This is a genomic window from Bradyrhizobium canariense, assembly GCF_900105125.1.
GTDB classification, from domain to species: domain Bacteria; phylum Pseudomonadota; class Alphaproteobacteria; order Rhizobiales; family Xanthobacteraceae; genus Bradyrhizobium; species Bradyrhizobium canariense_A.
Map to the genome: position 1 here is coordinate 3,573,363 of NZ_LT629750.1, position 25,618 is coordinate 3,598,980.

Sequence of the window (25,618 nt, forward strand, 5' to 3'; positions counted from 1 at the left end):
ATCCGAGCCCGCGGAGAACACCGATGGCAACAGTGTCAACGACCAACATCTTCAGCATTCTGCAATCGGCCTATTCGGCCCCGACGCAGGCCTCGATCCCGCCCGGCTCAAAGTTTGCCAATGTCGATCCGACGCAATGGCAGGGCACATGGACCTCAACGGACTCCAACGGCAAGCCGATCACGATCGCCATTTCAAACGTCAGCGGCTACCGGGCCAACGTTCGCTTTCAGAGTGCCGATGGCGGCCTGCAGACCGGGCGCATCTACATCAACACTAATAACGTCTTCCGCATCGGCAATTCTCAGATGCAACTCACCAGCGCCGGCAAGATGACGGTCAGCACCGTTATTACCGATCCCACGACCGGCAATCAGTCGATGGAGACAGATCACGCCACGCTGCAGAGTAGCTGAATCCGGCGGTAGCGACCGCCATCGGATCAGAAAGCGCGATCAATTCGCGCTTTGCTTCCGCTTTCCAGCGTCTGCGAAATCGCCGCAGCACTTTTTGACAATCTCGTTTGACAATCTCGCCGAGATTCTTGACGCACCTTTCGCAACGCTGCGATGATCGTGCTTGCTCCCGCTTGGTATAGGGTGCAGAATTTTCAATGAGCTACGAACGTCAGCATGCCTGACGTGTTTTCGGATAACGGTTGGCGTCGGTCTCGATCGACGCAGCATCAGATCGCTTGTTTATTTATCGAAAATCTCAATTCTCGAATTGATCCACCACAAACTTCCGTCATTGCGGTTGATAGGACACGAACGCGTAATCTTGGAGCCAACATAGCGTTTCGCATCCGGCCTGCCCCGCGGATGCACGGCAGTCCGACGGCGTGTGAGGAGTGACGAGCATGGTTTCGCGAAATTTGCCGCTCTGGCTTCGTTTTATCCTGCTTCTCGGTGTTGTCGGTCTTGTGTCAGGCGCAAGCTTCATCGCCTATCGATACTATACACGACCGGTAACGCTGACCGTGGCGGTGGGCTCGATCGACGGTGAGGCCGCCAAGGCAATGTCGGCCATTGCAAGCCGGCTGGTTACGATCAACGCGTCCGTTCGGCTCAAGGTGATCGACAGCGGCACCGCGCTTGAAGCCGCCAAGGCTTTTTCGGCGGGGAAGGCAGACCTCGCCGTGGTGCGCGGCGATGTCGGCGACCTGTCACAGGCGCGAGCCGTCGTCGTTGTGAGCCATATGGTCGCGCTCATCATCGCGCCGCCGGGGTCGACCATCGACAGCATGGACAAATTGAAGGGTCGCCGCGTGGGCGTGATCGGCGGCGACTCCAATGCCAAAATCGTCGACGTGCTGAGCAAGGAATATGGATTCGATCGTGAGAAGATGTTCAAGGATATCGCCCTGTCGGACGCGCGGCAAGCCATTCAATCCAAGGAGGTCAGTGCGCTGCTTGTCGTGATCCCGCTAGCTGAAAAATATTTGACGCTGGTGCGAGGTTTCTTTCAGCAGGGCCCGAAAGCGTCGCCGGTACTGATCCCGATCGATTCCGCAGGGGCCATCGCGCAAGAAGAACGCGCTTATGAAAGTTTCGACGTCCCGAAGGGCACGTTGCGGGGAGCGCCGCCGATCCCGGAGGATGACCTGACCACGTTGAGAACCTCTCTATATCTCGTCGCGCAAAAGAAGCTTAGCTCCGATCTGATCGGGACCCTCACGCAGACGATCATGAACGTCCGCAGGGATCTCATGGCGGAGCAGCCGATTTTTGCACAGATCGCCGCGCCCAGTACGGACGCGGATGCTTACCTCGCCCTGCATCCGGGCGCCGCGGCGTTCTACAACGGCACCCAGCAGAGCTTCATGGATGAATACAGCAACTGGATTTATCTGACGCCAATGGCGCTGGGCGGCGCTGCCACGGTGTTTGCCGCGGCCTGGAAATTTCTGGGACTGGGCGAGCCCCTGACCCGGGACGGCCCGCTGGATTCTCTCTATGCGCTGGGGCGCCGGATCCGCAAGGCCGGCACCGAGGCTGAGCTATTGGATATCGAAGACGAAATTGACGACATCCTCAAAACACAGCGCGCCAAATCCGCCGGCGGAGACGAGCGCGCGGTGGATGACGCGACATTGAATGTAGCAGCCCATCGGCTGGAGAGCCTGATTCACGATCGACGAACGATGCTTGCGAAGAAGCCCACGGTCGCCTCCGCCGCTTGAGCGGCCTCTTAGCTTGAGCGACGTCTTTACTTAGCTTCCAAACTTGGCTTCCACCTCAAGGAGAACCGTCATGAAACTTGTTATCATCTCTGTATTGCTCGCCGGAAGCTTCATCGCCCTGAGCGCCATGGAAGCAAGCGCGGTCGTCTGCGCTCGCGGTGTGTATCGCGCAGGCTGCGTCGGCGCGGGCGGGGCTGCGGTCGCCGTCGCACGTCCAGTTGTCCGTCCCGTGGTTGTTGCGCCACGGCGGGCCGTTGTTCGCCGCAGGGTGTACTGACCGGTCTGCGACGCATCAGCTTAGAACATGCAGCCTCACCCGCGGATCGCACGATGCCGTAGCGATTCGTCAGGACCGAACTGCGGAAGCGACCACAGGCCATGAACGATCTGCTGATCTCGCTCCTTGTGTTCGCGTTGATATGTGGCGGCGCCCTGGCTGGCATGGCTGTTCGACCCTTGTTGTCGGAACATCATTTGCATCCGGACTCCAAGGACGTTGTAAAGATGGCAACGGGCCTGATTGGCACCTTGACCGCGCTGGTGCTCGGCCTCTTGATCGCATCGGCAAAAAGCTCGTTCGATCAGAAAACCAGCCAGGTCAGGCAAGTGACCGCCAGCGTGATCCTGCTCGACGATCTGCTGGCGCAATATGGTCCTGAAGCCATTCCAGTCCGAAATCTGCTGCGGCAGAGCATCCAGCCATTGGCCAACCGGATCTGGCACGAGGAAGAGGTCCCGACCGGCAAGTCCGTTCAGTTCGAGGCGACGGCCGAGGCGTTGGCGTTCGAAGACAAACTGGAACGGCTCACGCCGAGCAATGATCTGCAACGCTCGATCCAATCCCGCGCCATTCAGGCCTTCACCGATGGCGCGCAGACCCGGCTGCAGTTGTTTGCACAAACCGGCGGCGCGATCCCGACGCCGTTTTTGATCATTCTGGTGTTCTGGCTTGGCGCGATTTTCGTGAGCTTCACTCTGTTCGTTCGCGCCAATTTGATCGTCATGGCCTCTTTGTTCATATGCGCGCTGTCGTTTGCCTGCGCGATTTTTCTGATTCTGGAGCTGGATAACCCCTTCACGGGCCTCATGCAGATTTCAAGCACAACCCTGCGAAGCGCGCTCTTGCCGCTGCCGCCATAACAGCGGGCGCGCCCATCGCGGCTTGTGAAGGCAGCCGCTACGCCGCCGGCACGATCTTTCCGGGATTGAAGATATTCTGCGGATCGAGCGCCTGCTTCAGCGCCCGCATGGCGTCGAGCGCCTCGGGGCCGAGTTCGGCCTTGAGGTATTTCTGCTTGCCCTGCCCGATGCCGTGCTCGCCGGTGCAGGTCCCGCCCATCGCCTGCGCGCGTTCGACCAGCCGGTGCATGAAATCCTCGCCGCGCGCCATCTCGTCGCGGTCGTCGACGTCGCATAGCAGCGAGCAGTGGAAATTGCCGTCGCCGACATGGCCGACGATCGGCGATTGCAGCCGCAGGCGCTTCAGATCCTCTTCGGTTTCGGTCACGCAATCGGCCAGCCGCGAGATCGGCACGCAGACGTCGGTGGCCACCACGCCCGCGCCGGGACGCAGCGCCTTCACCGACCAGTAGGCATCGTGCCGCGCCTGCCACAGCTTGGTGCGATCCTCCGGCCGCGTGGTCCAGGTGAAATCGCCGCCGCCGCACTCCTTGGCGATCTCGCTGAAATTCTTCGACTGCTCAGCGACCTCGTTCTCGCTGCCGTGGAATTCCAGCAGCAATAGCGGCGTCTCCGGCAGCGACAATTTCGAGTAGGAATTGCAGGCGCGCACCTGTTCGGCGTTGAGCAGTTCGATGCGCGCGACGGGAATCCCGGTCTGGATCGCCAGGATCGTCGCCTGGCAGGCGCCACGAACGCTGTCGAACGAACAGGCCGCGGCCGCGATGGTTTCGGGGATGCCGCGCAGCTTGATGGTGAGTTCGGAGATGATCCCGAGTGTGCCTTCCGCGCCGACGAACAGATGCGTCAGGTCATAGCCGGCCGAGGATTTTTTCGACCGCGTGCCGGTCGTGATGATCTCGCCGTCGCCGCGCACCACTTTGAGCGCCAGCACGTTGTCGCGCATGGTGCCGTAGCGCACCGCATTGGTGCCCGACGCCCGGGTGGACGCCATGCCGCCGAGCGAGGCATCGGCGCCGGGATCGATCGGGAAGAACACGCCCTGGTCGCGCAAATGCTCGTTCAGCGTCTTGCGGGTGATGCCGGGCTGGATCACGCAGTCGAGATCTTCAGGATGCACCGCAAGCACCTGGTTCATGTCGCGCAGATCGATGCAGATGCCGCCGGCCGGCGCGTTGACCTGGCCCTCGAGCGAGGTGCCGGTGCCGAATGCGATCACCGGTACGCTATTCTTCGCGCAGATTCGCACCACGTCCTGAATGTCTGATGTCTCCTGCGCCATCACCACCGCGTCCGGCGGCTGCGGCGCCAGCCAGGTCGTGGTATGCGCATGCTGGTCGCGCACCGCCTGCGAGGTGATCAGCCGGTTGCCGAACCGCGCCGCGAGCGCTTCGATCGCGCTTGCCAGCGCCTGCGGCTCCGGCCGCTTGGGATGATTGGTATTGGTCGTTGCCACGTAAATTCCTCCAAACTTCGGAAGACCGTGGCAAAGGATATATAAGGGGTCAAGAGATCATGCGAACCGGCGGGAATGAGGAATGACGAGCACTGATACCCCTGAGGATGCGTTGTTGCGGCCCACGCCGTTCCTGTCGTCGGTGATGCAGATCGAGCCGCAATGGATCGACTACAACGGCCATCTCAACATGGCCTACTACAATGTGATGTTCGACCGTGCCATCGACGAATTATGGCTCAAACTCGGGATCGGGCCGGCCTATATGAAGGGGCGCCACGGCTCGACCTTCACCGCCGAATGCCATGTGCGGTATTTGCGCGAAATCCACCTCGGCGATCCCGTGCAGGTCTCGATCCTGCTGGTGGCCGCCGATGAAAAACGGCTGCATACGTTTGAGGAATTGCGCCACGCCACCGAGGGCTGGCTGTCCGCCACGTCGGAAAACATGACCATTCACATCGACATGAGCGCACGAAAGACCGCACCGTTTCCGGCCGATATTCGCGCCCGTATCGAGGCCGTCGCAAGCGCCCATGCAGCTATTCCGCGCCCCGAGGGCATCGGCCGAAAGATCGCGATGCCCTCGAAATAGGTATTTTAGCGGCTAAACCCGGGTGCGCCCGCGCGCCAAACCGACCACGGCCGAGACCAGAAACAGCACGATGGCGACGAAGAAGATGATCTTGGCGATTTCGATCGATGCGCCGGCGAGGCCGCCAAAGCCCAAAATACCGGCAATCAACGCGATGATCAGGAAAGTAACGACCCAGCTCAACATGATCAGTACCTCTGTTTCCAAATTCTGTTTCGATGCACGGCCTTCAAGAGCATTGCACATCGGCTGCCAAACTAATCCGGCCCGGGAACGAAAGTTCCAGCCAGTTCCAGGCCCCAAAACCGCAAAAAAGACCCCGTTTTGGCGGAACGAAATCAGGTCCGGAGAACGGAAACGGCGCCGGGATAACTCCTGTCAAATCGGCCATTGAAGCCCTATATGCCGTTCATTCCTGCTATGAAGGCTCCCCTTCACGGCTCCACGGTGCCATCGTGGGGGTTAAGACGATTCGCATGACCGAGCCGAACAGACTGAGCCACCCCAGCGTCCCCGACCACCAGCCCGCTGCTGGCGGCATCGCCGCGCGTGCGCGGGCGGCTGCCACGCCGCAATATCTCGCCGGGCTTAACCCCGAGCAGCGCGAGGCGGTGGAAACGCTGGATGGGCCGGTCCTGGTGCTGGCGGGCGCCGGCACCGGCAAGACCCGGGTGCTGACCTGCCGGATCGCCCACATCCTGAGCCAGGGCCGCGCCCGGCCGGGCGAAATCCTCTCCGTCACCTTCACCAACAAGGCGGCGCGGGAGATGAAGCTGCGGCTCGGCCAGATGCTCGGCCAGGCCGTCGAAGGCATGCCGTGGCTCGGCACCTTCCACTCGATCGGCGGACGCATCCTGCGCACCCATGCCGAGCTGGTGCAGTTGAAATCCAATTTCACCGTGCTCGATGTCGATGACCAGATCCGCCTGCTGAAGCAATTGTTGCAGGCCGAGAACATCGACGACAAGCGATGGCCGGCCCGCATGCTCGCCGGCCTGATCGACGGCTGGAAGAATCGCGGACTGACGCCGTCGCAGGTGCCGCCGGGCGAAGCCGCCGTGTTCGGCAACGGCAAGGGCGGCAAGCTCTACGCCAGCTATCAGGAACGGCTGAAGATCCTCAACGCCGCCGATTTCGGCGATCTGCTGCTGGAGAATATCCGGCTGTTTCGCGAGCACCCCGACGTGTTGCGGCAATACCAGGGCCGCTTCAAATTCATTCTGGTGGACGAATATCAGGACACCAACGTCGCGCAATATCTGTGGCTGCGGCTTTTGGCACAGGCGCCGTCCAAGCCCGGCGCGCCTCTTTCATCGATCATTCCCGGCCACACCGGCTCACCCGTCATACCGGAGCGCGTTGACTCTCCCGTCATTCCGGGGCGTGCCGAAGGCACGAACCCGGAATCTGGAGATGAGGAGGACTCACTTCGAGATTCCGGGTTCGCACCTAACGGTGCGCCCCGGAATGACGAGCGTGGTGTCGCCGCTCAAGCGGAGCTTCCAGCGCATCCCGGAATGACGCCTCCTTCCCAGCCTGCCCTCGCCGCTCCTCCGAAAAACATCTGCTGCGTCGGCGACGACGATCAGTCGATCTATGGCTGGCGCGGCGCGGAGGTCGACAACATCCTGCGCTTCGATCACGATTTTCCCGGCGCCAAGGTTATCAGGCTCGAGCGCAACTACCGCTCCACCGGCCACATCCTCGCCGCCGCCTCGCATCTGATCGCGCACAACGAAAGCCGGCTCGGCAAGACGCTGCGCACCGAGGATGTCGACGGCGAAAAGGTCACCGTCACCGGTTCCTGGGATTCCGAAGAGGAAGCCCGCGCCATCGGCGAGGAGATCGAGGAGTTGCAGCGCGCCGGCAACAATCTCAACGACGTCGCGATCCTGGTGCGCGCGTCGTTCCAGATGCGCGAATTCGAAGATCGCTTCGTCACGCTCGGCCTGCCCTATCGCGTGATCGGCGGCCCGCGATTCTATGAGCGCGCCGAAATACGCGACGCGCTGGCTTATTTGCGCACCATCAACTCGCCGGCGGACGATCTCGCCTTCGAGCGCATCATCAATGTGCCCAAGCGCGGCCTTGGCGATGCCACCGTGCAGATGCTGCACGACCACGCCCGCAAGCGCCGCATTCCACTGTTCGAGGCCGCCCGCGCCGTGGTCGAGACCGACGAATTGAAGCCGAAGGCGCGCGGCTCGCTGCGCGATCTCATCATCAATTTCGATCGCTGGCGCGCGCGGCGCGAGGTGACCACGCACACCGAACTCGCCGAAATCGTGCTCGACGAAAGCGGCTACACCGAAATGTGGCAGAAGGATCGTTCCGCCGACGCCGCCGGCCGCCTCGAAAACCTCAAGGAGCTGGTGCGCTCGATGGAGGAATTCGAGAACCTGCAAGGTTTCCTCGAGCATATCTCGCTGGTGATGGACCGCGACGGTGGCGCCGAGGACGAGGCGGTGTCGCTGATGACGCTGCATTCGGCCAAGGGGCTCGAATTCGACAACGTCTTCCTGCCCGGCTGGGAGGAAGGCCTGTTCCCGAGCCAGCGCACACTCGACGAACAGGGCCGCGCCGGGCTGGAGGAAGAGAGACGTCTGGCCCATGTCGGGCTGACCCGCGCCCGCCGTCGCGCGAAACTCTACTTCGCCACCAACCGGCGGATCCACGGCACGTGGTCGACCACCATCCCGTCGCGCTTCCTCGACGAATTGCCGGCACACAATGTCGAGATCACGGAATCCAAGGGCGGTTCGGGCTGGGGCGGCAGCAGCGGCTACGGCCCCTCGCGTTTCGACAATGTGGAATCGTTCGGCTCAAGCTATACGACGCCGGGCTGGCAACGGGCACAGGCCAATCGCGCACGCGGCCAAGGCGGCCGCCAGGAAAATCGGCAAGGCCAGGCCGGCGGCGGCTTCAACGAGGACCCGTCGCCCTTCTCAGGCTCGCGCAGCGATGCCAGCTCGCGGGGCGACGCAGGCGGGTTCTCGCGCAACAAGCGCGGCCCGATGGTGATCGAAGGCGAACTGGTCGCGAAATCCACCGGCACGACATCGGAATTCTCGCTGGACGACCGCGTGTTCCACCAGAAATTCGGCTATGGCCATGTGGTGAAAATCGACGGCAACAAGCTCACCATCGCCTTCGAAAAAGCCGGCGAGAAGAAAGTCGTCGACAGTTTCGTCGAGCGGACCTAGGCCGCGAAAAAGCGCCGGGAAATGTCACGGCTTGCGCGGGCGCCACGCGGGAAAGACTAATAGAGAATTAACAAACGCCGGCGCGTTTTAATGAACTTTTAGAAAAATACTTACCCGCTACCTTTACGGAAAAATCGCGTGTGCTCGATATGGTAAGCGCCAATATCGTTGGTGCGAGTTTATCAAGCGCGATTTAAGGTTTGAAAATGAGTGAGGCAAGTTCGTTTCTCCAGGAGCTCGACGAGGCCGTCTCGCGAGGAACGCCGGAGAGCCGCTCGCGGGCGTTGTGGCATACAACTAATCTAATGATTGCCGGCCGGTACAGCGACGACGAGATATGGACCTTTGGCGAGGTCATCGGTCGGCTTGCGGATGAGATCGAAGTCGTAGCCCGCACCGAGCTTGCAAAACGGCTGGCCCGCTTCGACCGCGCCCCGGTCAATATCATCCATAAACTCGCTTTTGACGATTCGATCGAAGTCGCCGGTCCCGTGCTCCAGGAATCGGAGCGGCTCGAGGCTTACGCCCTGGTCGCCAATGCCTGCACCAAGGGCCAGACGCATATGCTCGCGATCTCGAAACGCAAATCAATCGAGGAGAGGGTCACGGACGTACTGGTGACGCGCGGCAACAAGGAGGTCGTGAATTCCGTCGCGAACAACAGCGGTGCGCGTTTCTCGGAATCCGGCTTTCTGCACATGATCCAGCGGGCCGAAGGCGATTCCATTCTCGCCGAGAAGCTCGGCCTGCGCGAGGACATCCCGCGGCATATTTTCCAGCAATTGATCGCCAAGGCGTCGGACGACGTGAAGAAGCGGCTGCAGCAGGAACGCCCCGCGATGGTCGACCACATTCAGTCCTCGGTGTCCGATGTCACGGGCGCGCTGCAGTCCAAGTTTGGACCGGTGTCGCGCGGCTATTTCGTCGCAAAACGGCTGGTGGCGACGCAGCATCGGGAAGGCAATCTGAACGAGAACAGCATATCCGGATATGCCCAGGCCCATCGGCTGGAGGAAGTCACGATCGGGCTGTCGCTGCTGTGCTCATTACCGAGCGACGTGATCGAGCGGGCTCTGTTCGACAAGAACAGGGAAACGCTGCTGATTCTGGCCAAGTCCCTCGACTTTTCGTGGGCCACCACAATGGCGTTGCTTTTTCTCGGCGCGAAAGATCACCGCATCACCGCAAAAGATCTCAAGGACACCGAAACCGAGTTTGGCCGTCTCAACGTCGAGACATCGCGGACCGTCCTGGAATTCTATCAGTCTCGCAAGAATGGCGGGGACGCGGATTCCGATACCGAACGCAAGCCCGCGCTCATGATGCAATGAGATGGCGGATCTGGAATTGGTGGGGGAGATATCGGCAATGAACGTAATTGCATTCGGCGCAGACGCCTCGGAGCGCTTCGGTGTCCTTTCCGCCGAACCGAGGACGGACAAACCGCTGGATGCGGCCTGGATCGTTCTTGAAGCCGCCAACGATCTCGGCGACCAGGCCACCGTCGAGGTCTGCCGGCGGGTCATTGACGCCAGCCTGAACGGGACAGCGGCCGCCTCGTCCGACCTGCACATCGTCACCGAATATTTCAGGTAAATACGACACCGCCCTCGGATTCACAGCGACTTCATTGAATCCGAGCCCGGTTCAAGCCGGCTAACGTCCCTTTGTAAGTACACAGCTCGGGTCTGGCGGCGCTTGCAGGATGGCGCGCGCGTTCCTATCTGTCGGTGCTCGCCCCCCGAGCCGGCCGACCTGCCGCTTTACGCTTTCCCGCCTTTCCAATTCAGATTATTCAGCCCCGCATGTCACCAATCATATCTGTTGCAAATCTGTCGAAGACCTATGCCTCCGGCTTCAAGGCGCTGAAGGGCATCAATCTCGAGATCCAGCGCGGCGAGATTTTCGCGCTGCTGGGGCCGAACGGCGCCGGCAAGACCACGCTGATCAGCATCATCTGCGGCATCGCCAACCCGAGCGAAGGCACCGTATCGATCGAGGGGCATGACATCATCGGCTCCTATCGCGCGGCGCGCTCACTGATCGGGCTGGTGCCGCAGGAATTGCACACCGACGCCTTCGAGACGGTGTGGGCGACGGTGAGCTTCAGCCGCGGCCTGTTCGGCAAACCGAAAAATCCTGCGCATATCGAAAAGGTCCTGAAGGACCTGTCGCTGTGGGACAAGAAGGACAACAAGATCGTCACGCTGTCCGGCGGCATGAAGCGCCGGGTGATGATCGCAAAGGCGCTGTCGCATGAGCCGCAAATCCTGTTTCTCGACGAGCCGACCGCGGGCGTCGATGTCGAATTGCGCAAGGGCATGTGGGAGGTAGTGCGGGCGCTGCAGGCCTCCGGCGTCACCATCATCCTGACCACGCATTACATCGAAGAAGCCGAGCAGATGGCCGACCGGATCGGCGTCATCAACAAGGGCGAGATCGTCCTGGTCGAGGAAAAAGCCAACCTGATGCACAAGCTCGGCAAGAAACAGCTCAAGTTGCATTTGCAGGGCAAGATCGATTGCGTTCCAGCGCCGCTTGCGGCCTACAACCTCGAACTATCCGGCGACGGCACTGAACTGACCTACAATTACGATACCAAGGGTGACCGCACCGGCATTACCAGCCTGCTCAGCGACCTCCGCGGCGCCGGCATCCGCTTCTACGATCTCGATACCAACCAGAGTTCGCTGGAAGACATTTTCGTCAGCCTGGTGCGGTGAATTTGAAGTTCCTATCAGGTTGCCGCGTCCTCGTCATAGGAACTTCAAATTCAAATGCCGCACCAGAATTATAGATTTGCTAGTGCTCCTTCGATTTCGAAGTTCGCATCGGAGGCTCCGCGAATGTGTGCGAACTTCGAAATCCGAGCACTAGTGAGGGCGCCATGAACTTCCGGGCAATCCGCGCGATCTATCTGTTTGAAATGGCGCGAACCTGGCGCACGCTGCTGCAAAGCATCGTCTCGCCGGTGGTCTCGACGTCGCTGTATTTCGTGGTGTTCGGTTCGGCGATCGGCTCGCGCATCACCTCGGTCGAAGGCGTCAGCTACGGCACCTTCATCGTGCCGGGATTGGTGATGCTGTCGGTACTGACCCAGAGCATCGCCAACGCCTCGTTCGGCATCTACTTTCCGAAATTCGTCGGCACGATCTACGAGATATTGTCGGCACCGATCTCGTATTTCGAAATCGTGCTCGGCTATGTCGGCGCCGCCGCCACCAAATCGATCATCCTCGGCCTGATCATTCTCGCAACCGCCGGCCTGTTCGTGCCGCTGAAGATCCATCATCCGCTGTTCATGCTGGTTTTCCTGGTGCTGACGGCGGTGACCTTCAGCCTGTTCGGTTTCATCATCGGCATCTGGGCCGATGGCTTCGAGAAGCTGCAGATGATCCCGATGCTGGTGGTGACGCCGCTGACCTTCCTGGGCGGCAGCTTTTACTCGGTGAACATGCTGCCACCGGTGTGGCGCACCATCACGCTGCTCAATCCCGTGGTTTATCTCATCTCTGGCTTCCGCTGGAGTTTCTATGACATCGCCGACGTCAACGTCGGCGTGAGTATCGCCATGACGACGGCCTTCCTCGTCGTCTGCATGATCGCGGTGTGGTGGATCTTCAAGACCGGCTACCGGCTAAAGAACTGACGCCGGGCGTCATTCGCCATCGACACGTCATTCCGGGATGGTCCAAAGGACCAGACCCGGAATCTTGAGATTCTCAGATGTGCAATTGCACATCGTAGTTCGATGCTTTTGCATCGCCCCGGAATGACGACGAAGGCTATAGAGGGATTACCGATAACAGTGGAAGTGGTGGTAGCGGTTATAGTAGCCGCGGCAGCCATAGCCGCGGTGATAATAGCCGCGGTTCGGAATTCCGAGAACCCCATCCACGGCTCCGACCGCGCCGCCGACACCCGCTCCAACGGCGCCACCAACGACAGCGCCGACCGGACCGGCCGCGCGGCCGCCCTCTCGTGAACCTTGCTCGGCCCCACCGACAATTCCTTGAGCGTGCCCGAGATGGGGAAGCGCCAGCAATGCGAGGGCAAAGGCCGCGGTCGCGAGGTAAGTCCTCTGGGCGGAGCGAGTTGGCAGCGTCAATGCCCTGATCTTCGTCGTCATCTGAATTCCTTGTGCTCAATGTGGTGGCCACTGGGGCGCACTTGATCAACGCCGGTACGGCCAAAAGGTTGCGTGAGCATGACGGATTCACGACCGCGCGGGCGCAGACCTCGCGAAAAAGTAACTCGGCGCGCCGGATTAAACCCCGTCTACGCCTTGATTGCGCCCGGCTAAGTATTAACGATGGATAAACAGGCCACTGGAACCGAAACCTGATTCAGCGCATAATGATGCGGGAGACGGTGAGAGCGGCGCTGCGGTTAATACGCTGTAATCAGGGCCTGGAGGCCGAAAGTAAATGCGTTCCTTCCTTGTTGCTTGTGCTGGTCTGATGCTGGTTGCCACCGCCGCGCAGGCCAAAGTCGAAATCACCGTCGATAAAAATAACCAGCTGATGACCGTCGCAGTCGACGGCGTCGAACGCTACCAGTGGCCGGTCTCGACCGGCAATCCCTCACATGAGACGCCGAACGGCACCTTCCGTACATTCCGCATGGAGGAAGATCACTACTCCAAGGAATTCGACGACGCGCCGATGCCGCATTCGATCTTCTTCACCAGAATCGGTCATGCCATCCATGGCACCGAGTCCGAAGGCCACCTCGGCACGCCGGTTTCCCATGGCTGCGTCCGTCTTTCCCGCGCCAACGCCACGACGCTTTATGCGCTGGTCGAAAAAGAAGGCGTGCTCAACACCACCGTGACGTTGACCGGGTCATCCCAGATCGCGCTGACGCGCAATCCGCGCGGCCGGGCCAATACCGCCGTCACGCGCCGCGATCCCGACTCGCAGTACAACAACGCCGTCGGCGATCCCGTCATGCTGACCCCACAGCAGCAGGCGCCCGGCCAATATGCACAGCGCCCCGATGACGGTTACATCTATCCGGCCGATGGCAGCTCGGATGTGGCGCGCTATCCGGCGCCGCGCAGCAGCCGGCGCCTCTACGATGCACAGGCCTATCCGCAACAGCAGCCGCAATATTACGATAACCGAGGCAATTCGCTTCAATATGCGCCGCCGGCTTATGCACCGCGGCCGTATCAGCCGCGCGGGCTGTTCGACTAACGCGAACAGCGCCGCGGGCGATTCATTGGAGCTTATTTATTGGGCGATCGCGCGTGATCGCCCAACGGGGCCTTAGCCGCCCTTTTCACACTTCGTCATGAAGCTGGTCTTGGCCGCGCCGGCGAGCGGCTTGCCTTCCGCGCTCACCGCTTTGGTGGCGCAGGTATCGGCCATGCATTTCTTCATGAATGAGGTCTTCGCCGCGCCGGCAAGCGCCTTGCCGTCCTTGCCAACCGCTTTGCTCTCGCAGGTTTCCTGCGCCATCGCCGTACCGACGGCGAAGGTCGCAATCATTGCCGCTAGAAATACACTTTTAAACATGTCTCTCTCCTTGACCGCCCCGTTATCGGGATTTGAGCACTGCGATTTGACAGCAAGTTCCGCCCTCGATCAAGGGCCGGTTTGGTTTTGCTAAGATGAACGGCCGCCCTGGCCTCCTTGGAGCGGCCAATGCGAAGCACGCATGATTACCAGCCGATAAATTAGTCCGTGCTGTACGCATTGCGTTGACGTGCGGGTAACCAAGACCGGCACGTTCCATGACACGCCGGCATTTCTGCCCTGCGCAAGCGCCTCCAAACGCGTGGCTTTACCGCTTCTTACACGATTAGCCTCTAGCCATGGAGGTCATCGCGGTATCTCCGCCCATGCGGTTTGATGATGTTGAAAGTTTATAATTGCATCGCGGACGCCCACGATTTCAGCCTCGTCGGTCTCGCTGCCTTTATCTGCGTTCTGGCGTCGCTCGCCGCGATCAACCTGTTGCGCCACGCCCGCAAATCCACCGGTCGCATGCGCCTGGTGTGGATTGCCGTGTCGGCCATCTCGACAGGCTTCGGCATCTGGGCGACGCATTTCATCGCGATGCTGGCATTCACGCCGGGAATTCCGAGCGGCTACAATATCGCTTTGACCATTCTGTCCCTGCTCGCAGCCATCCTGCTGACCGGCGCCGGATTGTCGGTGTCCTTGATTCCGAACTGGCGCCATGGGCCATGGATCGGCGGCGCGATCGTCGCAGGCGGGATCGCAGCGATGCATTATCTCGGCATGGCGGCATTCGAAATCGCCGGCATCGTGTTGTGGGATCCCACCCTTGTCGTTGCATCGATCGTGATTGGCGCTGTTCTGGGCGCGACCGCGCTTCCTGTCGGCCTTCATGGCACGGACCAGAAATGGAAGATCGGAGGCGCGCTTCTGCTGACGCTTGCGATCTGCTCCCATCACTTCACGGCGATGGCCGCGGTCTCGATCATTCCCTATGCGGCCATCGAAGTTCCGCTGTCGACGCTGCCTGCCGGATGGCTTGCGGTGGCGGTGGCCTGCGCCAGCGTGGTGATTATCGCTCTCGGGCTGGCAGCGATCGTGCTCGACGTCCGCGACGAGCGCCGCTCCGAGCTTGAAGTCGATCGCATGCGCGAGCTCGCCAACGCGTCGGTGGAGGGACTTCTGGTTTGCGACGGCGAGACCATCGTCTCGGTCAACACCAGCTTTGCTCATCTTGCGGGCGTTCCCGCTTCCACCCTCGTCGGCGTCAGACTGGAAAACTGCTTTCCGGACAAGGCTGCGCGGGCCAGGCTGCTGGCCGGGTCCAATCAAGTGGTTGAAACCGCCTTGCGCCATTCCGACGGCTCGATAACCGCCGTTGAGTTGCTGTTGCGGCCGATCATCTTCTCCGGCCGGCCTCACCAGGTCGTCGCAGTCCGCGATCTGCAGGCGCGCAAGGAGGCCGAGCAGCATATTCACTATCTCGCGCACCACGACGCGCTGACGTCGCTTCCCAATCGCAGCAATTTCAACGCGCGGATCGAACAGGAAATCGCGGATCTGGCCGGCAGCGAAAGCCTGGCCGTGCTCTATCTCGATCTCGACCGGTTCAAGGAAGTCAACGACCTGTTCGGCCACGCAGCCGGAGATACGGTGCTTCAGACCGTTGCTTCGCGGGTCACCGCGGTGCTCGCCGAAGGCCAGATGATGGCGCGGCTGGGCGGCGATGAGTTCGCGATCCTGATGCCCCGCGTCACGGATCCGGAACAGGCCGGCCGCCTTGCCGAGACCATTCTGGAAGCGCTGCACGCGGCCAACGATACGCTGGAAACCAACAGCATCTCGACCAGCATCGGCATTGCGATTTGCCCCGATGACGGCATAGATCGCGAAGCCCTGCTCAGCCACGCCGATACCGCGCTCTATCGCGCCAAGACCGATGGCCGCAACACCTATCGCTTCTTTGAAGCGAGCATGGGCACCGCGATCCGGGAACGACGGATGCTGGAGCACGATCTGCGGCTGGCGATTGCGCGCAACGAATTGCGGCTGGTGTATCAGCCGCAGAAAGGCGTGCGCAGCCAGGCCATGACCGGTTTCGAGGCGTTGCTGCGCTGGAAGCACCCCGCGCGCGGCGACATTTCGCCAGCGGTGTTTATCCCGATCGCGGAAGAAAGCGGCTCGATCCTCGAAATCGGCGATTGGGTGATCCAGGCTGCCTGCCGGGAAGCTGCAAGCTGGGAGCAGCCGCTCACGGTTGCCGTCAACGTCTCCGCCGTACAGCTTTACAATCCTGACTTTGTGCAGCAGCTTCATCAAACCCTGCTGGACACCGGGCTGTCGCCGAAGCGCCTCGAGATCGAGATCACCGAAACGGCACTGGTGCGCGACTTCAACCGGGCGCTCACCACGCTGCGGCTGGTCAAGGCGCTCGGCGTCCGCATCGCCATGGATGATTTCGGCACCGGCTATTCATCGCTCTCGAACTTGCGGGCATTTCCGTTCGACAAGATCAAGATCGACGGCTCGTTCATCAGGTCGGTCAATTCCAACAGCCAGGCCGCGACGATCGTCCGGGCCGTGCTGGGGCTCGGACGCGGATTGGGCTTGCCGGTATTGGCCGAAGGCGTCGAGACCGATGCCGAGCTGCAGTTCCTGCGCGACGAGGCCTGCGACGAAGTCCAGGGCTATCTGCTTGGACGCCCAGCCGCGATCAACAATTTTCGCCATCTCACCCACCGCGAGATGGTCGTCGACGACGCACCGGAAGCAGCGCCCGCGCCGCGCGCGAAAAGCGCCTGAGCATAACGCTCACAGCGTTTTCGGACGCTCTGACGGATGAACGCCTGACCAAGCGTCACTGTTCGCCGTCGCGCAGCCGCCGGTAGACCGCGCCAAGCACGTTAGAATAGTCGTCGGTCCAGATCCGCTGCTGCTTGTCGGCAGCGGTCTGCTCCCACACATCCGATGACGCCAGCTTGCCGACATCGGCTTCCTCTCGCGCCGAGACCACGACCGAGGTCGGGAAGATGTATTCGCTGTCGCGGTTAGAGTCCTCGCTGTAGACCCAGCTCTTGAGATCGTTGGCCTCGGCGATGCCGACAACGACGCTCGCGAGCTCCAGATGCCGGTTGGAGACGTGCATCAGCACCGCGCCCTGTGGCACGAGCTTGGCCTTGTAGATTGCCATCGCCTCTCTTGTGGCGAGATGAATCGGGATTGCGTCCGACGAATAGGCATCCACGATGATCAAATCATAGATGCCATCGGGCTCCTTCGCGAAGGTCAACCGCGCATCGCCCATGACCGGCTTCAGGTCCGGCTCGCAATTTCTGATAAAGGTGAAATATCTGGGGTCGCGCGCGGTATCGACCATCGACTGATCGATCTCAAAGAACTTCCAGTTCTCGCCGGGCTCCGACGCACAGGTCAGCGTGCCGGCGCCGAGACCGATCACCGCCACGCGAATGGGGCCACCCTTGCGCTCGCGTATCGCCGTGATCGCCTGCCCGATGCCGCCGTCCTTGTGGTAATAGGAGATCGGCTCGGGCCGTCCGGTAACCGGCGTGCCGTCGTCGTTCTGGAATTTCTGGGCGCCATGGATCGTGGTGCCATGCATCAGCACATGATACTGGCCGTGCGGCGTGACCACGATCTTGTGGACGCCGAAAAAGCTGCGCACGGTTTCCACCCGCCCGTCGTCGGACGGGTAGGCGCGAATCAGCACCAGCGCCACCGCGACGGTTGCGAAGATCTTCCAGCGGTTCGCGTTCAATCCAAGCGCCAGCACCGCTGACAGTAGGCCGACCGCGCCGATCACCCAGACCCTGTTGTCATCGAGCCAGGCCATGATTTTGCTCGCGAGCGTGCCGTCCGACCAGGACGGCGCGATCAGGGCCAGCGCGAGCACCGCGAGAAACGGCCAGTACCAGCCGCTCCAGCGCGGCAGACGCTCGGCACCGCCGGGCGGACGGCACAACGCCGCCAATGCCAGCAGGATCGGATATTCCGCGACCCATGAGAACGTAAACGGCGCGATCAGCCCCGCGAACAATCCGCCGACCATGCCGCCGAACGACAGCGCGACATAGAAGCCGGTGAGATATTTCGCGGCCGGCCGTGTCCGCGCCAGCTCGCCATGGCAGGCCATCGCGATGATGAAAAAACAAAGCAGATGCCCGCCGAGCGTCAGCAGCAGATTCTGTTCGCCGCCGATCGCAAGCAGCACGATGACGCCTGTTATCGCCAGCGGTTGCGCCATCAGCATCCAGCGGTGCGGCAACAGCGGCCGCGACTGGAACACCAGCACCCAGGTCAAGAGATAAAGCGACAGCGGCAGCACCCATAGCAGCGGCGCTGCGGCGACATCGGTGGAGATATGCGCGGTGACGGCGATCAAAAGGCCCGACGGCACCGCGGCCAGGAAGATCCAGCGCGCGCGCAGTATCCAGGCCGGCGCCGGCGCATCGGAATCCCCGGCGAGCGTATCGACCGCCGCCATCGCCGGCGAGCGCAGCAGCAACACCCCGCAGCTCGCGATCAGAACGATCAGCACCCCATAGCCGCCGGTCCAGATCAGGTTTTGCGTGCGCAGCGTGAACATCGGCTCCAGCAGCACCGGATAGGACAGCAGCGCCAGGAAACTGCCGATATTCGACGAGGCATACAGGAAATAGGGATCCGGACCGTTGGGATGCCCGGTGCGGACGAACCAGGCCTGCAACAGCGGGTTGTTGGCGGCGAGCGCAAAGAACGGCAGCCCGATCGAGACCACGAACAGCCCGAGCAGCCAGAACGCATAGCCGCTTGACGGCGGCTCGCCCCAGCCGCTGGCAATCGACAGCGGCAGCGTCAGCAAGGCGACCACCAGCAACACCAGATGCACCGCGACCGGAATGGCGCGATTGCGCATCTGCATCAGGTAATGCGCATAGGCATAGCCCGCGAGCAGCAGCGACTGGAAGAACACCATCGCCACCGACCACACCGCCGGCGAACCGCCGAGCCGCGGCAACACCATCTTGGTGAACAGCGGCTGCACCGAGAACAATAAAAGCGCGCTGACAAAGATAGCCGCCGTATAGACGATCAGTATAAGCCGGTTTCGCGACGCAGAAGGCTTCCCCGTGACGGCGGGCATATCAGGTGAGGTCATGAAAACTCCGGCTTGAACCCGGCTGGCACCGGGGGCGGTACGGCAATGGACCATATCGAGACCGCACGGGCAATGCGGGTGCAATGCAACGATTATCACTTATCGCTGTGCTCGCTTCGACGTCTTCGGTAGAAACTGGTGCAGCATTAAACGTTATTCCGGGGCGCATCGAAGATGCGAACCCGGAATCTCGAGATTCCGGGTCTGGTCCTTCGGACCATCCCGGAATGACAGGACCATGAACCACACATGACGGAAACCGACGTAATCATTATCGGCGCGGGGCATAACGGCCTCACTTGCGCGGCCTACCTCGCGATGGCCGGCCTGCGCGTCAAGGTGGTCGAGCGCCGCAAGGTGGCGGGCGGCGCCGCGGTGACGGAGGAATTCCACCCCGGATTCCGGAATTCGGTCGCGGCCTACACCGTCAGCCTGCTCAATCCGCAGATCATCGCCGATCTAAAACTGGCCGATCACGGCCTGCGCATCGTCGAACGGCGCGCGCAGAATTTCCTGCCCGCCCCCGATGGCAGCTATCTCCTGACCGGCGAAGGCCGCACCTATCAATCGGTCGCCAAACTCAGCGAACGCGATGCCGGCCGCATCGATGCGTTTTCGCGCGAGCTCGAGGCAATCGCGGACGTGCTGCGGCAGTTCGTGCTGCGCGCGCCGCCGAACCTCGTTGAGGGTTTTGGCGCTGGCTCCGTCCGCGAAGCTTTCAACGCGCTCGGCACGGCCAACATCCTGCGGCGGCTGACGCTGGAACAGCAGCGCAGCCTGCTCGATTTGTTCACGCGCTCCGCCGGCGAGATGCTGGACGAGCGGTTCGAAAGCGAACTGCTGAAAGCGCTGTACGGTTTCGACGCCATCGTCGGCAACTACGCCAGCCCTTACGCCGCGGGTTCAGCCTACGTGATGCTGCATCATGCGTTCGGCGAGGTGAACGGCAAGAAGGGCGTCTGGGGTCATGCCATCGGCGGCATGGGCGCGATCACGCAGGCGATGGCGAAGGCGGCGCGCGAACACGGCGCCGACATCAACCTCGACGCCGGCGTGCGCGAAGTCATCGTCGAGCGCGACCGCGCGGCCGGCGTGATCCTCGACAATGGCGAAACCATCCGCGCCAGATATGTCGTCTCCGGCGTCAACCCGAAACTGCTGTACACCCGCCTGGTGCCATCAGGCGCGCTGCCGGCGGAATTTCTCGACCGCATCAGGCACTGGCGCAACGGCTCCGGCACGTTCCGGATGAATGTCGCGTTGAACGCCCTGCCCTCGTTCACGGCGCTGCCGGGCACCGGCGATCATCTCACCGCCGGCATCATCATCGCGCCAAGCCTCCGCTATATGGACCGCGCCTGGCAGGACGCGCGCGACTATGGCTGGAGCCGCAAACCCGTGATCGAGGTGCTGATCCCCTCGACCCTGGACGATACGCTAAGCCCGTCCGGCCAGCATGTCGCCAGCCTGTTCTGCCAGCACGTCGCTCCGGAATTGCCGGACGGCAAATCATGGGACGATCATCGCGAGGAGGTCGCCGATCTCATGGTCGCGACGGTGGACAGCTACGCGCCGGGTTTCGCCGCAAGCGTCATCGGCCGGCAGATCCTGTCGCCGCTCGATCTCGAGCGCCAGTTCGGTTTGCTCGGCGGCGATATCTTCCACGGCGCGCTGACGCTGAACCAGTTGTTCTCGGCGCGTCCGATGCTCGGCCACGCGGATTATCGCGGGCCCCTGAAGGGCCTCTACCATTGCGGCTCCGGCGCCCATCCCGGCGGCGGCGTCACCGGTGCCCCCGGCCACAACGCCGCGCAGGTGATCCTGCGCGACCACCGGGCACTGTTCGGCTGACGCAAATGCCCGGTCGATGACGCCACGCCCAAACATTTGAGCATCCCACCGGATCTCGCGACCGGCTGACAAGCGGGTGGAAAGGCTATGCAAAACTGGTTGATAACTCAGTGGATAAGCCTGTGCACCCGGAGTGCAAAACCGCACGGCAGCCTCTGTGGAAAAGCAAGGTATCCTCGGTGCACAAGGCGGTGCACAGCCTGTTGAAGGTCGCAGCATGTTCCGGTGCGCAAGTTTGTGCGCAGCCGGTGGACAAGCCCTGTATCAGACGCCGAAAAGCTGTGAGCAGGCGGTCGTGTCTCAGTTTGAATTTCGGGATTGGGTGGATTCCGGCCCTTCCGCCTTGTGGCTACACTCAGCGAATCGCGGTGCCGCCCCGTGCGCCGAAACGCACTCTAAACTGCAGCCCGAGGAAAATAACGAATGTCGAATGAGGACGGCACCAGGATAATTTACCGGAGAACGCCGGAATCAACGGCCATGTTGGCAAACGTCAAACGAGCGATGGCGATCACCGCCACACTTAACCGTTTGACGTTCAACGATGCGGACGAAATTCGGGCCTTGTTCAGTGAACTCATCGGTAAAAAGGTAGATGAGAGCTTTTTATTGATCCCGCCATTCTATACTGCCGGCGGGGACGAAATCCGCGTCGGGCGGAATGTCTTCGTAAATCAGAACTGCACTTTCTATGACCTTGGCGGGCTCGACATCGCGGACGATGTGATGATCGGGCCGAACGTGAGCATCATCACGGCGGCCCATCCCCTTGAACCTTCGCAGCGCCGCGCCGCCACAATCGGAAAGCCCATCGTGATTGAGAGAAACGTCTGGATCGCAGCGGGCGTAACGATTATCGGCGGGGTGACTGTAGGCGAAAACTCGGTTGTAGCTGCGGGTTCGGTAGTCACCAGGGACGTTCCTCCGAATACGCTTGTCGGAGGAAATCCGGCGCGGGTCATTCGTTCGATTGGCGACGACCGAGGGAACCTCCGCAAGGGGGCGTAAGCGGAAATTCAAACTGAGACACTACCGAGCAGGCGGTCGTGTCTCAGTTTGAAATCCAGTTCGGATCAGCGCGATGGAATGCGTCGCCGATATCGGTTTGACGTGCATTGAGCTGTACTTTGTAGTCAGCGCTCTTCTTGCATCACAACGAAGGCTGAGCGGCCGCAACAGCAACCACCGCGGCGGAGTCCTCGCCTCTCGGGCCTTTGGGCGTAGCTACAGCCCCAACTCGCGTTCAGCCAAGGCATCAAGCCGGGAAACCTCGATCTCATCAGCGCTCATTTTGCGATGCACGACAGTCCGCTTCTCGGAACGTCCATCCTTGACGGCCGCGACGGCCTCAGCAGCGGTGACGTCGCCATCGACAAAATGGATTTCACTTTGCTCGCAGCCGCAATCCTGGAACACGCCGGTTTCGGCATATTCGTTAGCGGCCGCCGGGCTTAAAAACGCCCGCAGATCAGCGTCCTGCATCAGTGGCTTTACGACAAACATCATGGTCTCCCACGTTGCGCCAAGCATAGCACAGCAGCTCGACCGGCGCGACCGCGCCTCAAGGGCCAATCACTTCAACTGAAGCACTAGCCGCGGTCATGTCTCAGTTTGAAATTTCGGCTATTATTAGCCCTTGACGGGCAGCCGCACTGTCCTAGCTCCCGTGATATACTTAGCGAAAACAGGAGGCTGGAATGGACGCTTCATCTATTCTGGTTTTTGTGATGTTCGTGGGGTCGATGTTTATTGTTGCTGATCTTGCGGATGAGCTGGGGCGTAAGCGATCGCGCTGGATATGGATTGCGGCGGCGATCGGGCCGTTTGCCATTCCAATGCTCTACCTGGTTGCCGCGATTTCCGCCTTCAGGAAAATGATCAATGCCGCAAGACCCTAACGGCGAGAACCACCCCGCCGATATTGCCCGGAATGCCACGGAGCCTGCTCCATGGATCAGCGGCTGACAGCGATCCTGCCCTGCAACAATCTGGACGCCGCGCAGTCGTTCTTTGAGCGGCTGGGATTCAAGCGCGACGAAGGCAGTCCCGACGAATATCGCATGCTCTCGGGCGGACGGGGCGGCTTCATTCACCTCAACAAAGCCGTCGAGGGATGGCTCCAGGCCGGGCGCAATCCTTTTGGGCTTTATCTTTATCGCGAGGACGTCGACGCCGTGGCGGCCGCGTTCGCAGGCGAGGCCATCGGGACGCCCGGTGATACGCCGTGGGGCACGTACGAATTCGCGCTCAACGGCCCTGACGAAACTCTGGTGCGGGTGGGTTGGCCGACCCGTCTGCGCCGTCAAAATTCGAACTGAGGTGCTGCCTGCTTGCGTGCCATCGCGCTCCAATGCGGTCGCAATCTGTGGTATGCCTACCGGGCGAAGCAAGCGCGGAGACCGCCATGGCCGTGTTGAGAAGGCATCTTTACCAGCGCACCGAAGGTGCCGATGAGGACCGATGGCGGCTGGTGTTCGACACCGACATCAACCGGCTGTTTGTCGAGCATGAAGAGACGCGCGGCGATATGCGCGGGGCCGGTTACAGCACCCACACGGACGAGATGGATCTGGCTGCGTTCCTCGGGGAGCACGGGCAAGGGCAGTCCGAGCTTTTGCAGCTTCTTGGCGCCCTCTTTGACGACCGCAACAGCGCTTCAGGCCTTAACGACGAGAAGCGGCCGCGATAGCTTGATCCTGCAATCCACCATCACCTGCCCGTCTTGCGGCCACGCGGCCACCGAGACCATGCCGACCGACGCCTGCCAGTTCTTCTACGACTGCAAAGGTTGCGGCACTCGGCTAAAGCCCAGGCCGGGCGATTGTTGCGTCTATTGCTCCTACGGGTCGGTTCCCTGTCCGCCGATTCAGCAAGACGGCAATTGCAGTTCGAAGTGCTGTTGACAGGAGCGCGCCATCCCGACCCCATCGCTGGACCGATCCGACACCACCTGCTGGCAGTGTGGCGCCCCCGCCGGCGCCGAATATGCCTATGCATTCCGGTTGGTCGCCAATCCGCAACGCAAGCTCGACGCATCAGGTTATCCCGTCAGCCGCGGCACGCAGCAGGACGAATTGAGCGTTCCCGTGCCGCGCTGTGCCGGTTGCCGTTCGCGAAACCGGCTGTCGGCAGCGATCGTTCTCGGCGGCACAGTGTCGGGTGCGATTATTTTGCCGATCCTGCAGTCGCTGTTCTGGCCACAGCTCACCGCGCCGGGCTGGCTGATCGTCAGCCACGAAGGCATCGGCAACCTCGCCACCGGCATCGGCGCCGTCCTGGGGTTCGCGGCCGCCCTGCTCGGCGTCGTCCTGCACCGTCGGCTTTCCGGCATCCGGTCGCTGAACGCCTATCCGCCCGTCGTCACGCTGAGGCAGACCGGCTGGCGTCACCCGGCATAGACCGCGTTTTGACAGTCGTCGCGCTCCTGCTAGGAGCTATGCTAAGCAACCCGGCACATGATGACCTCCGTTCTCACCCCCGCTACCCATCGCGTGAATTTTGCCGTTGGCAACGAACACAGCGCCAAACGCGTCGTCGACGTGCTGACCGAAACCTTTTTTGAGGGACAGGCGGCGATCGCCGCGTTCGAGCGGCCGGACGGGCGCTGGGATGTCACCGCGCATTTCGCCGAGACCCCCGACCAGGCGCTGGTGCGCGAACTCGTGGCCGACGCGGCCGGCGCCGAGATCGCGCAAACCATTGCCTTCGATACCGTCGAGGCGAAAGATTGGGTCAAGGCCAGCCTCGAAGACCTGGTGCCGGTTCCCGCCGGGCGCTTCATCGTGCATGGCCAACATGACCGTTTGCGCGTGCCGCTCAACAAGATCGGCATCGAGATCGAGGCGGCGCTGGCGTTCGGCACCGGCCATCACGGCACCACGCGCGGCTGCCTGTTGCTGCTCGATCATGTGCTGAAGGCCTATTATCCCAGGCGCGTGCTCGATCTCGGCACCGGCACCGGCGTGCTCGCCATCGCCGCGGCAAAGGCGCTGCACCGCCCGGTGCTGGCGAGCGACATCGATCCAGCCTCGGTGCGCGTCGCGCGCGAGAATGCGCGGCTCAACGAAACCGGAAATTGGGTGCAGACCATCTGCGCGACCGGCTTCTCCGCGCCGCAATTCGCAGAGCACGGTCCGTTCGATCTGGTGCTGGCGAATATCCTCGCCAATCCGCTGCGGCAATTGGCGACGCCGATGGCGCGCCATCTCGCGCCCTCGGCCCTGGTGATCCTGTCGGGGCTGCTGACGCACCAGGCCGGCGGCGTCATCGCGGCGTATCGCGCGCGCGGGCTGGTGCCGGTACGGCATCTCAGGATCGAAGGCTGGAGCAGTCTGTTGTTGCGCAATACGCGCCAAGATTAGCCAGGACTAATCGGAAGGTTTTTGCCGGCGGCGGGCCATCAAGCCATTGTCCTTGCGCAGCGTCAGCTTGATGCGCGTCTCGACAAAACGATCCAGGATCTGGACGATGACACCGCGTTGCTTGTTCTCAGTGATGGGAGGAGTCGGATCAAGCCGCACCGGCGGCGGAATCTTCTCAAACGAGAAAGCTGGCATCGTGCATCCCCTCGT

Annotated in this window: 27 protein-coding genes; 20 read left to right on the top strand and 7 right to left on the bottom strand. The window is 61.6% G+C overall.

Going from position 1 to position 25,618, the window contains the following annotated elements; genetic code table 11:
- Nucleotides 1-23: 23 nt before the first annotated feature.
- The 4 genes from BLV09_RS17110 to BLV09_RS17125 all read left to right on the top strand — a co-directional run bounded on the left by BLV09_RS17110 (nucleotide 24) and on the right by BLV09_RS17125 (nucleotide 3,322).
- Nucleotides 24-416 carry a hypothetical protein gene (locus BLV09_RS17110; RefSeq protein WP_100383594.1) on the top strand — a complete coding sequence of 131 codons (393 nt, stop codon included), beginning with the start codon at nucleotides 24-26 and terminating at the stop codon, nucleotides 414-416.
- Between the two features lie 443 nt (nucleotides 417-859).
- Nucleotides 860-2,182 (top strand): TAXI family TRAP transporter solute-binding subunit, encoded by a 1,323-nt coding sequence (locus BLV09_RS17115; RefSeq protein WP_146688185.1) that lies wholly within the window; start codon nucleotides 860-862, stop codon nucleotides 2,180-2,182.
- Nucleotides 2,183-2,252: 70 nt separating this feature from the next.
- The gene (locus tag BLV09_RS17120; protein WP_146688186.1) at nucleotides 2,253-2,459 is read left to right on the top strand and encodes a hypothetical protein; all 207 of its coding nucleotides are present in this window, start codon (nucleotides 2,253-2,255) and stop codon (nucleotides 2,457-2,459) included.
- A gap of 101 nt (nucleotides 2,460-2,560) precedes the next feature.
- Nucleotides 2,561-3,322 (top strand): DUF4239 domain-containing protein, encoded by a 762-nt coding sequence (locus BLV09_RS17125; protein WP_100383596.1) that lies wholly within the window; start codon nucleotides 2,561-2,563, stop codon nucleotides 3,320-3,322.
- Between the two features lie 37 nt (nucleotides 3,323-3,359).
- Here the strand turns inward: BLV09_RS17125 and BLV09_RS17130 are convergent, their stop codons facing one another.
- Entirely contained in the window at nucleotides 3,360-4,778 is a 1,419-nt protein-coding gene (locus tag BLV09_RS17130; protein WP_100383597.1) for an FAD-binding oxidoreductase, read from the bottom strand.
- A gap of 82 nt (nucleotides 4,779-4,860) precedes the next feature.
- Between BLV09_RS17130 and BLV09_RS17135 the strand changes: the two genes are divergently transcribed.
- The gene (locus BLV09_RS17135) at nucleotides 4,861-5,373 is read left to right on the top strand and encodes a thioesterase family protein (protein WP_146688187.1); all 513 of its coding nucleotides are present in this window, start codon (nucleotides 4,861-4,863) and stop codon (nucleotides 5,371-5,373) included.
- Between the two features lie 12 nt (nucleotides 5,374-5,385).
- Here BLV09_RS17135 and BLV09_RS17140 read toward each other — a convergent pair whose 3' ends face one another.
- Nucleotides 5,386-5,559, bottom strand: coding sequence for a DUF1328 domain-containing protein (locus tag BLV09_RS17140; RefSeq protein ID WP_100387120.1), 174 nt, complete (start codon nucleotides 5,557-5,559; stop codon nucleotides 5,386-5,388).
- 290 nt (nucleotides 5,560-5,849) lie between these two features.
- Between BLV09_RS17140 and BLV09_RS17145 the strand changes: the two genes are divergently transcribed.
- The 5 genes from BLV09_RS17145 to BLV09_RS17165 all read left to right on the top strand — a co-directional run bounded on the left by BLV09_RS17145 (nucleotide 5,850) and on the right by BLV09_RS17165 (nucleotide 12,225).
- Nucleotides 5,850-8,576: an ATP-dependent helicase gene (locus BLV09_RS17145; protein ID WP_146688188.1), complete on the top strand. Its 2,727-nt coding sequence runs from the start codon at nucleotides 5,850-5,852 to the stop codon at nucleotides 8,574-8,576.
- A gap of 206 nt (nucleotides 8,577-8,782) precedes the next feature.
- Complete coding sequence (locus BLV09_RS17150) at nucleotides 8,783-9,907, top strand: DUF2336 domain-containing protein (protein ID WP_100383600.1); 1,125 nt, start codon at nucleotides 8,783-8,785, stop codon at nucleotides 9,905-9,907.
- A 1-nt stretch (nucleotide 9,908) separates the two neighbouring features.
- Nucleotides 9,909-10,172 (top strand): hypothetical protein, encoded by a 264-nt coding sequence (locus BLV09_RS17155; protein WP_244549130.1) that lies wholly within the window; start codon nucleotides 9,909-9,911, stop codon nucleotides 10,170-10,172.
- A gap of 209 nt (nucleotides 10,173-10,381) precedes the next feature.
- The gene (locus BLV09_RS17160) at nucleotides 10,382-11,299 is read left to right on the top strand and encodes an ABC transporter ATP-binding protein (RefSeq protein WP_146688189.1); all 918 of its coding nucleotides are present in this window, start codon (nucleotides 10,382-10,384) and stop codon (nucleotides 11,297-11,299) included.
- A gap of 164 nt (nucleotides 11,300-11,463) precedes the next feature.
- Nucleotides 11,464-12,225: an ABC transporter permease gene (locus tag BLV09_RS17165; RefSeq protein WP_100383603.1), complete on the top strand. Its 762-nt coding sequence runs from the start codon at nucleotides 11,464-11,466 to the stop codon at nucleotides 12,223-12,225.
- A 147-nt stretch (nucleotides 12,226-12,372) separates the two neighbouring features.
- Here the strand turns inward: BLV09_RS17165 and BLV09_RS17170 are convergent, their stop codons facing one another.
- On the bottom strand, nucleotides 12,373-12,705 hold the full coding sequence (locus BLV09_RS17170; protein WP_100383604.1) for a hypothetical protein: 333 nt from the start codon (nucleotides 12,703-12,705) through the stop codon (nucleotides 12,373-12,375).
- 298 nt (nucleotides 12,706-13,003) lie between these two features.
- Here BLV09_RS17170 and BLV09_RS17175 point away from each other — a divergent pair, with 298 nt between their 5' ends.
- Nucleotides 13,004-13,774 (top strand): L,D-transpeptidase, encoded by a 771-nt coding sequence (locus tag BLV09_RS17175; RefSeq protein ID WP_146688190.1) that lies wholly within the window; start codon nucleotides 13,004-13,006, stop codon nucleotides 13,772-13,774.
- Nucleotides 13,775-13,846: 72 nt separating this feature from the next.
- On the opposite strand, the gene BLV09_RS17180 is transcribed toward BLV09_RS17175, so the two are convergent.
- Nucleotides 13,847-14,095, bottom strand: a complete 249-nt coding sequence (locus BLV09_RS17180) for a hypothetical protein (protein WP_146688191.1) — start codon at nucleotides 14,093-14,095, stop codon at nucleotides 13,847-13,849.
- Nucleotides 14,096-14,434: 339 nt separating this feature from the next.
- On the opposite strand from BLV09_RS17180, the gene BLV09_RS17185 reads away from it, so the two are divergent.
- Nucleotides 14,435-16,843, top strand: coding sequence for a bifunctional diguanylate cyclase/phosphodiesterase (locus BLV09_RS17185; RefSeq protein ID WP_146691167.1), 2,409 nt, complete (start codon nucleotides 14,435-14,437; stop codon nucleotides 16,841-16,843).
- Between the two features lie 55 nt (nucleotides 16,844-16,898).
- Here BLV09_RS17185 and BLV09_RS17190 read toward each other — a convergent pair whose 3' ends face one another.
- The gene (locus tag BLV09_RS17190; protein WP_174556549.1) at nucleotides 16,899-19,196 is read right to left on the bottom strand and encodes a spermidine synthase; all 2,298 of its coding nucleotides are present in this window, start codon (nucleotides 19,194-19,196) and stop codon (nucleotides 16,899-16,901) included.
- Nucleotides 19,197-19,445: 249 nt separating this feature from the next.
- On the opposite strand from BLV09_RS17190, the gene BLV09_RS17195 reads away from it, so the two are divergent.
- Entirely contained in the window at nucleotides 19,446-21,047 is a 1,602-nt protein-coding gene (locus BLV09_RS17195) for a phytoene desaturase family protein (protein WP_146688192.1), read from the top strand.
- Between the two features lie 423 nt (nucleotides 21,048-21,470).
- Entirely contained in the window at nucleotides 21,471-22,055 is a 585-nt protein-coding gene (locus tag BLV09_RS17200; RefSeq protein WP_146688193.1) for a sugar O-acetyltransferase, read from the top strand.
- 216 nt (nucleotides 22,056-22,271) lie between these two features.
- Here the strand turns inward: BLV09_RS17200 and BLV09_RS17205 are convergent, their stop codons facing one another.
- Nucleotides 22,272-22,619 carry a hypothetical protein gene (locus tag BLV09_RS17205; RefSeq protein ID WP_167558768.1) on the bottom strand — a complete coding sequence of 116 codons (348 nt, stop codon included), beginning with the start codon at nucleotides 22,617-22,619 and terminating at the stop codon, nucleotides 22,272-22,274.
- A gap of 125 nt (nucleotides 22,620-22,744) precedes the next feature.
- On the opposite strand from BLV09_RS17205, the gene BLV09_RS17210 reads away from it, so the two are divergent.
- The 6 genes from BLV09_RS17210 to BLV09_RS17235 all read left to right on the top strand — a co-directional run bounded on the left by BLV09_RS17210 (nucleotide 22,745) and on the right by BLV09_RS17235 (nucleotide 25,408).
- Nucleotides 22,745-22,945 (top strand): hypothetical protein, encoded by a 201-nt coding sequence (locus tag BLV09_RS17210; protein WP_146688194.1) that lies wholly within the window; start codon nucleotides 22,745-22,747, stop codon nucleotides 22,943-22,945.
- A 51-nt stretch (nucleotides 22,946-22,996) separates the two neighbouring features.
- Complete coding sequence (locus tag BLV09_RS17215; RefSeq protein WP_146688195.1) at nucleotides 22,997-23,365, top strand: glyoxalase; 369 nt, start codon at nucleotides 22,997-22,999, stop codon at nucleotides 23,363-23,365.
- Nucleotides 23,366-23,451: 86 nt separating this feature from the next.
- Complete coding sequence (locus BLV09_RS17220; protein ID WP_146688196.1) at nucleotides 23,452-23,736, top strand: hypothetical protein; 285 nt, start codon at nucleotides 23,452-23,454, stop codon at nucleotides 23,734-23,736.
- A 1-nt stretch (nucleotide 23,737) separates the two neighbouring features.
- Nucleotides 23,738-23,950, top strand: coding sequence for a GDCCVxC domain-containing (seleno)protein (locus tag BLV09_RS38145; protein WP_146688197.1), 213 nt, complete (start codon nucleotides 23,738-23,740; stop codon nucleotides 23,948-23,950).
- A 99-nt stretch (nucleotides 23,951-24,049) separates the two neighbouring features.
- Nucleotides 24,050-24,445: a hypothetical protein gene (locus BLV09_RS17230; protein ID WP_146688198.1), complete on the top strand. Its 396-nt coding sequence runs from the start codon at nucleotides 24,050-24,052 to the stop codon at nucleotides 24,443-24,445.
- 60 nt (nucleotides 24,446-24,505) lie between these two features.
- On the top strand, nucleotides 24,506-25,408 hold the full coding sequence (locus tag BLV09_RS17235; protein WP_146691168.1) for a 50S ribosomal protein L11 methyltransferase: 903 nt from the start codon (nucleotides 24,506-24,508) through the stop codon (nucleotides 25,406-25,408).
- A 6-nt stretch (nucleotides 25,409-25,414) separates the two neighbouring features.
- Here BLV09_RS17235 and BLV09_RS17240 read toward each other — a convergent pair whose 3' ends face one another.
- Complete coding sequence (locus BLV09_RS17240) at nucleotides 25,415-25,603, bottom strand: hypothetical protein (protein WP_100383616.1); 189 nt, start codon at nucleotides 25,601-25,603, stop codon at nucleotides 25,415-25,417.
- Between the last annotated feature and the right edge of the window lie 15 nt (nucleotides 25,604-25,618).

Excerpts from the sequence above, each read along its gene's own strand:
- BLV09_RS17110 (WP_100383594.1), top strand. The coding sequence starts at position 24 with ATGGCAACAGTGTCAACGACCAACATCTTCAGCATTCTGCAATCGGCC.
- BLV09_RS17115 (WP_146688185.1), top strand. The coding sequence starts at position 860 with ATGGTTTCGCGAAATTTGCCGCTCTGGCTTCGTTTTATCCTGCTTCTC.
- BLV09_RS17120 (WP_146688186.1), top strand. The coding sequence starts at position 2,253 with ATGAAACTTGTTATCATCTCTGTATTGCTCGCCGGAAGCTTCATCGCC.
- BLV09_RS17125 (WP_100383596.1), top strand. The coding sequence starts at position 2,561 with ATGAACGATCTGCTGATCTCGCTCCTTGTGTTCGCGTTGATATGTGGC.
- BLV09_RS17135 (WP_146688187.1), top strand. The coding sequence starts at position 4,861 with ATGACGAGCACTGATACCCCTGAGGATGCGTTGTTGCGGCCCACGCCG.
- BLV09_RS17140 (WP_100387120.1), bottom strand. The coding sequence starts at position 5,559 with ATGTTGAGCTGGGTCGTTACTTTCCTGATCATCGCGTTGATTGCCGGT.
- BLV09_RS17145 (WP_146688188.1), top strand. The coding sequence starts at position 5,850 with ATGACCGAGCCGAACAGACTGAGCCACCCCAGCGTCCCCGACCACCAG.
- BLV09_RS17150 (WP_100383600.1), top strand. The coding sequence starts at position 8,783 with ATGAGTGAGGCAAGTTCGTTTCTCCAGGAGCTCGACGAGGCCGTCTCG.
- BLV09_RS17155 (WP_244549130.1), top strand. The coding sequence starts at position 9,909 with ATGGCGGATCTGGAATTGGTGGGGGAGATATCGGCAATGAACGTAATT.
- BLV09_RS17160 (WP_146688189.1), top strand. The coding sequence starts at position 10,382 with ATGTCACCAATCATATCTGTTGCAAATCTGTCGAAGACCTATGCCTCC.
- BLV09_RS17165 (WP_100383603.1), top strand. The coding sequence starts at position 11,464 with ATGAACTTCCGGGCAATCCGCGCGATCTATCTGTTTGAAATGGCGCGA.
- BLV09_RS17170 (WP_100383604.1), bottom strand. The coding sequence starts at position 12,705 with ATGACGACGAAGATCAGGGCATTGACGCTGCCAACTCGCTCCGCCCAG.
- BLV09_RS17175 (WP_146688190.1), top strand. The coding sequence starts at position 13,004 with ATGCGTTCCTTCCTTGTTGCTTGTGCTGGTCTGATGCTGGTTGCCACC.
- BLV09_RS17180 (WP_146688191.1), bottom strand. The coding sequence starts at position 14,095 with ATGTTTAAAAGTGTATTTCTAGCGGCAATGATTGCGACCTTCGCCGTC.
- BLV09_RS17185 (WP_146691167.1), top strand. The coding sequence starts at position 14,435 with ATGTTGAAAGTTTATAATTGCATCGCGGACGCCCACGATTTCAGCCTC.
- BLV09_RS17190 (WP_174556549.1), bottom strand. The coding sequence starts at position 19,196 with ATGACCTCACCTGATATGCCCGCCGTCACGGGGAAGCCTTCTGCGTCG.
- BLV09_RS17195 (WP_146688192.1), top strand. The coding sequence starts at position 19,446 with ATGACGGAAACCGACGTAATCATTATCGGCGCGGGGCATAACGGCCTC.
- BLV09_RS17200 (WP_146688193.1), top strand. The coding sequence starts at position 21,471 with ATGTCGAATGAGGACGGCACCAGGATAATTTACCGGAGAACGCCGGAA.
- BLV09_RS17210 (WP_146688194.1), top strand. The coding sequence starts at position 22,745 with ATGGACGCTTCATCTATTCTGGTTTTTGTGATGTTCGTGGGGTCGATG.
- BLV09_RS17215 (WP_146688195.1), top strand. The coding sequence starts at position 22,997 with ATGGATCAGCGGCTGACAGCGATCCTGCCCTGCAACAATCTGGACGCC.
- BLV09_RS17220 (WP_146688196.1), top strand. The coding sequence starts at position 23,452 with ATGGCCGTGTTGAGAAGGCATCTTTACCAGCGCACCGAAGGTGCCGAT.
- BLV09_RS17235 (WP_146691168.1), top strand. The coding sequence starts at position 24,506 with ATGACCTCCGTTCTCACCCCCGCTACCCATCGCGTGAATTTTGCCGTT.
- BLV09_RS17240 (WP_100383616.1), bottom strand. The coding sequence starts at position 25,603 with ATGCCAGCTTTCTCGTTTGAGAAGATTCCGCCGCCGGTGCGGCTTGAT.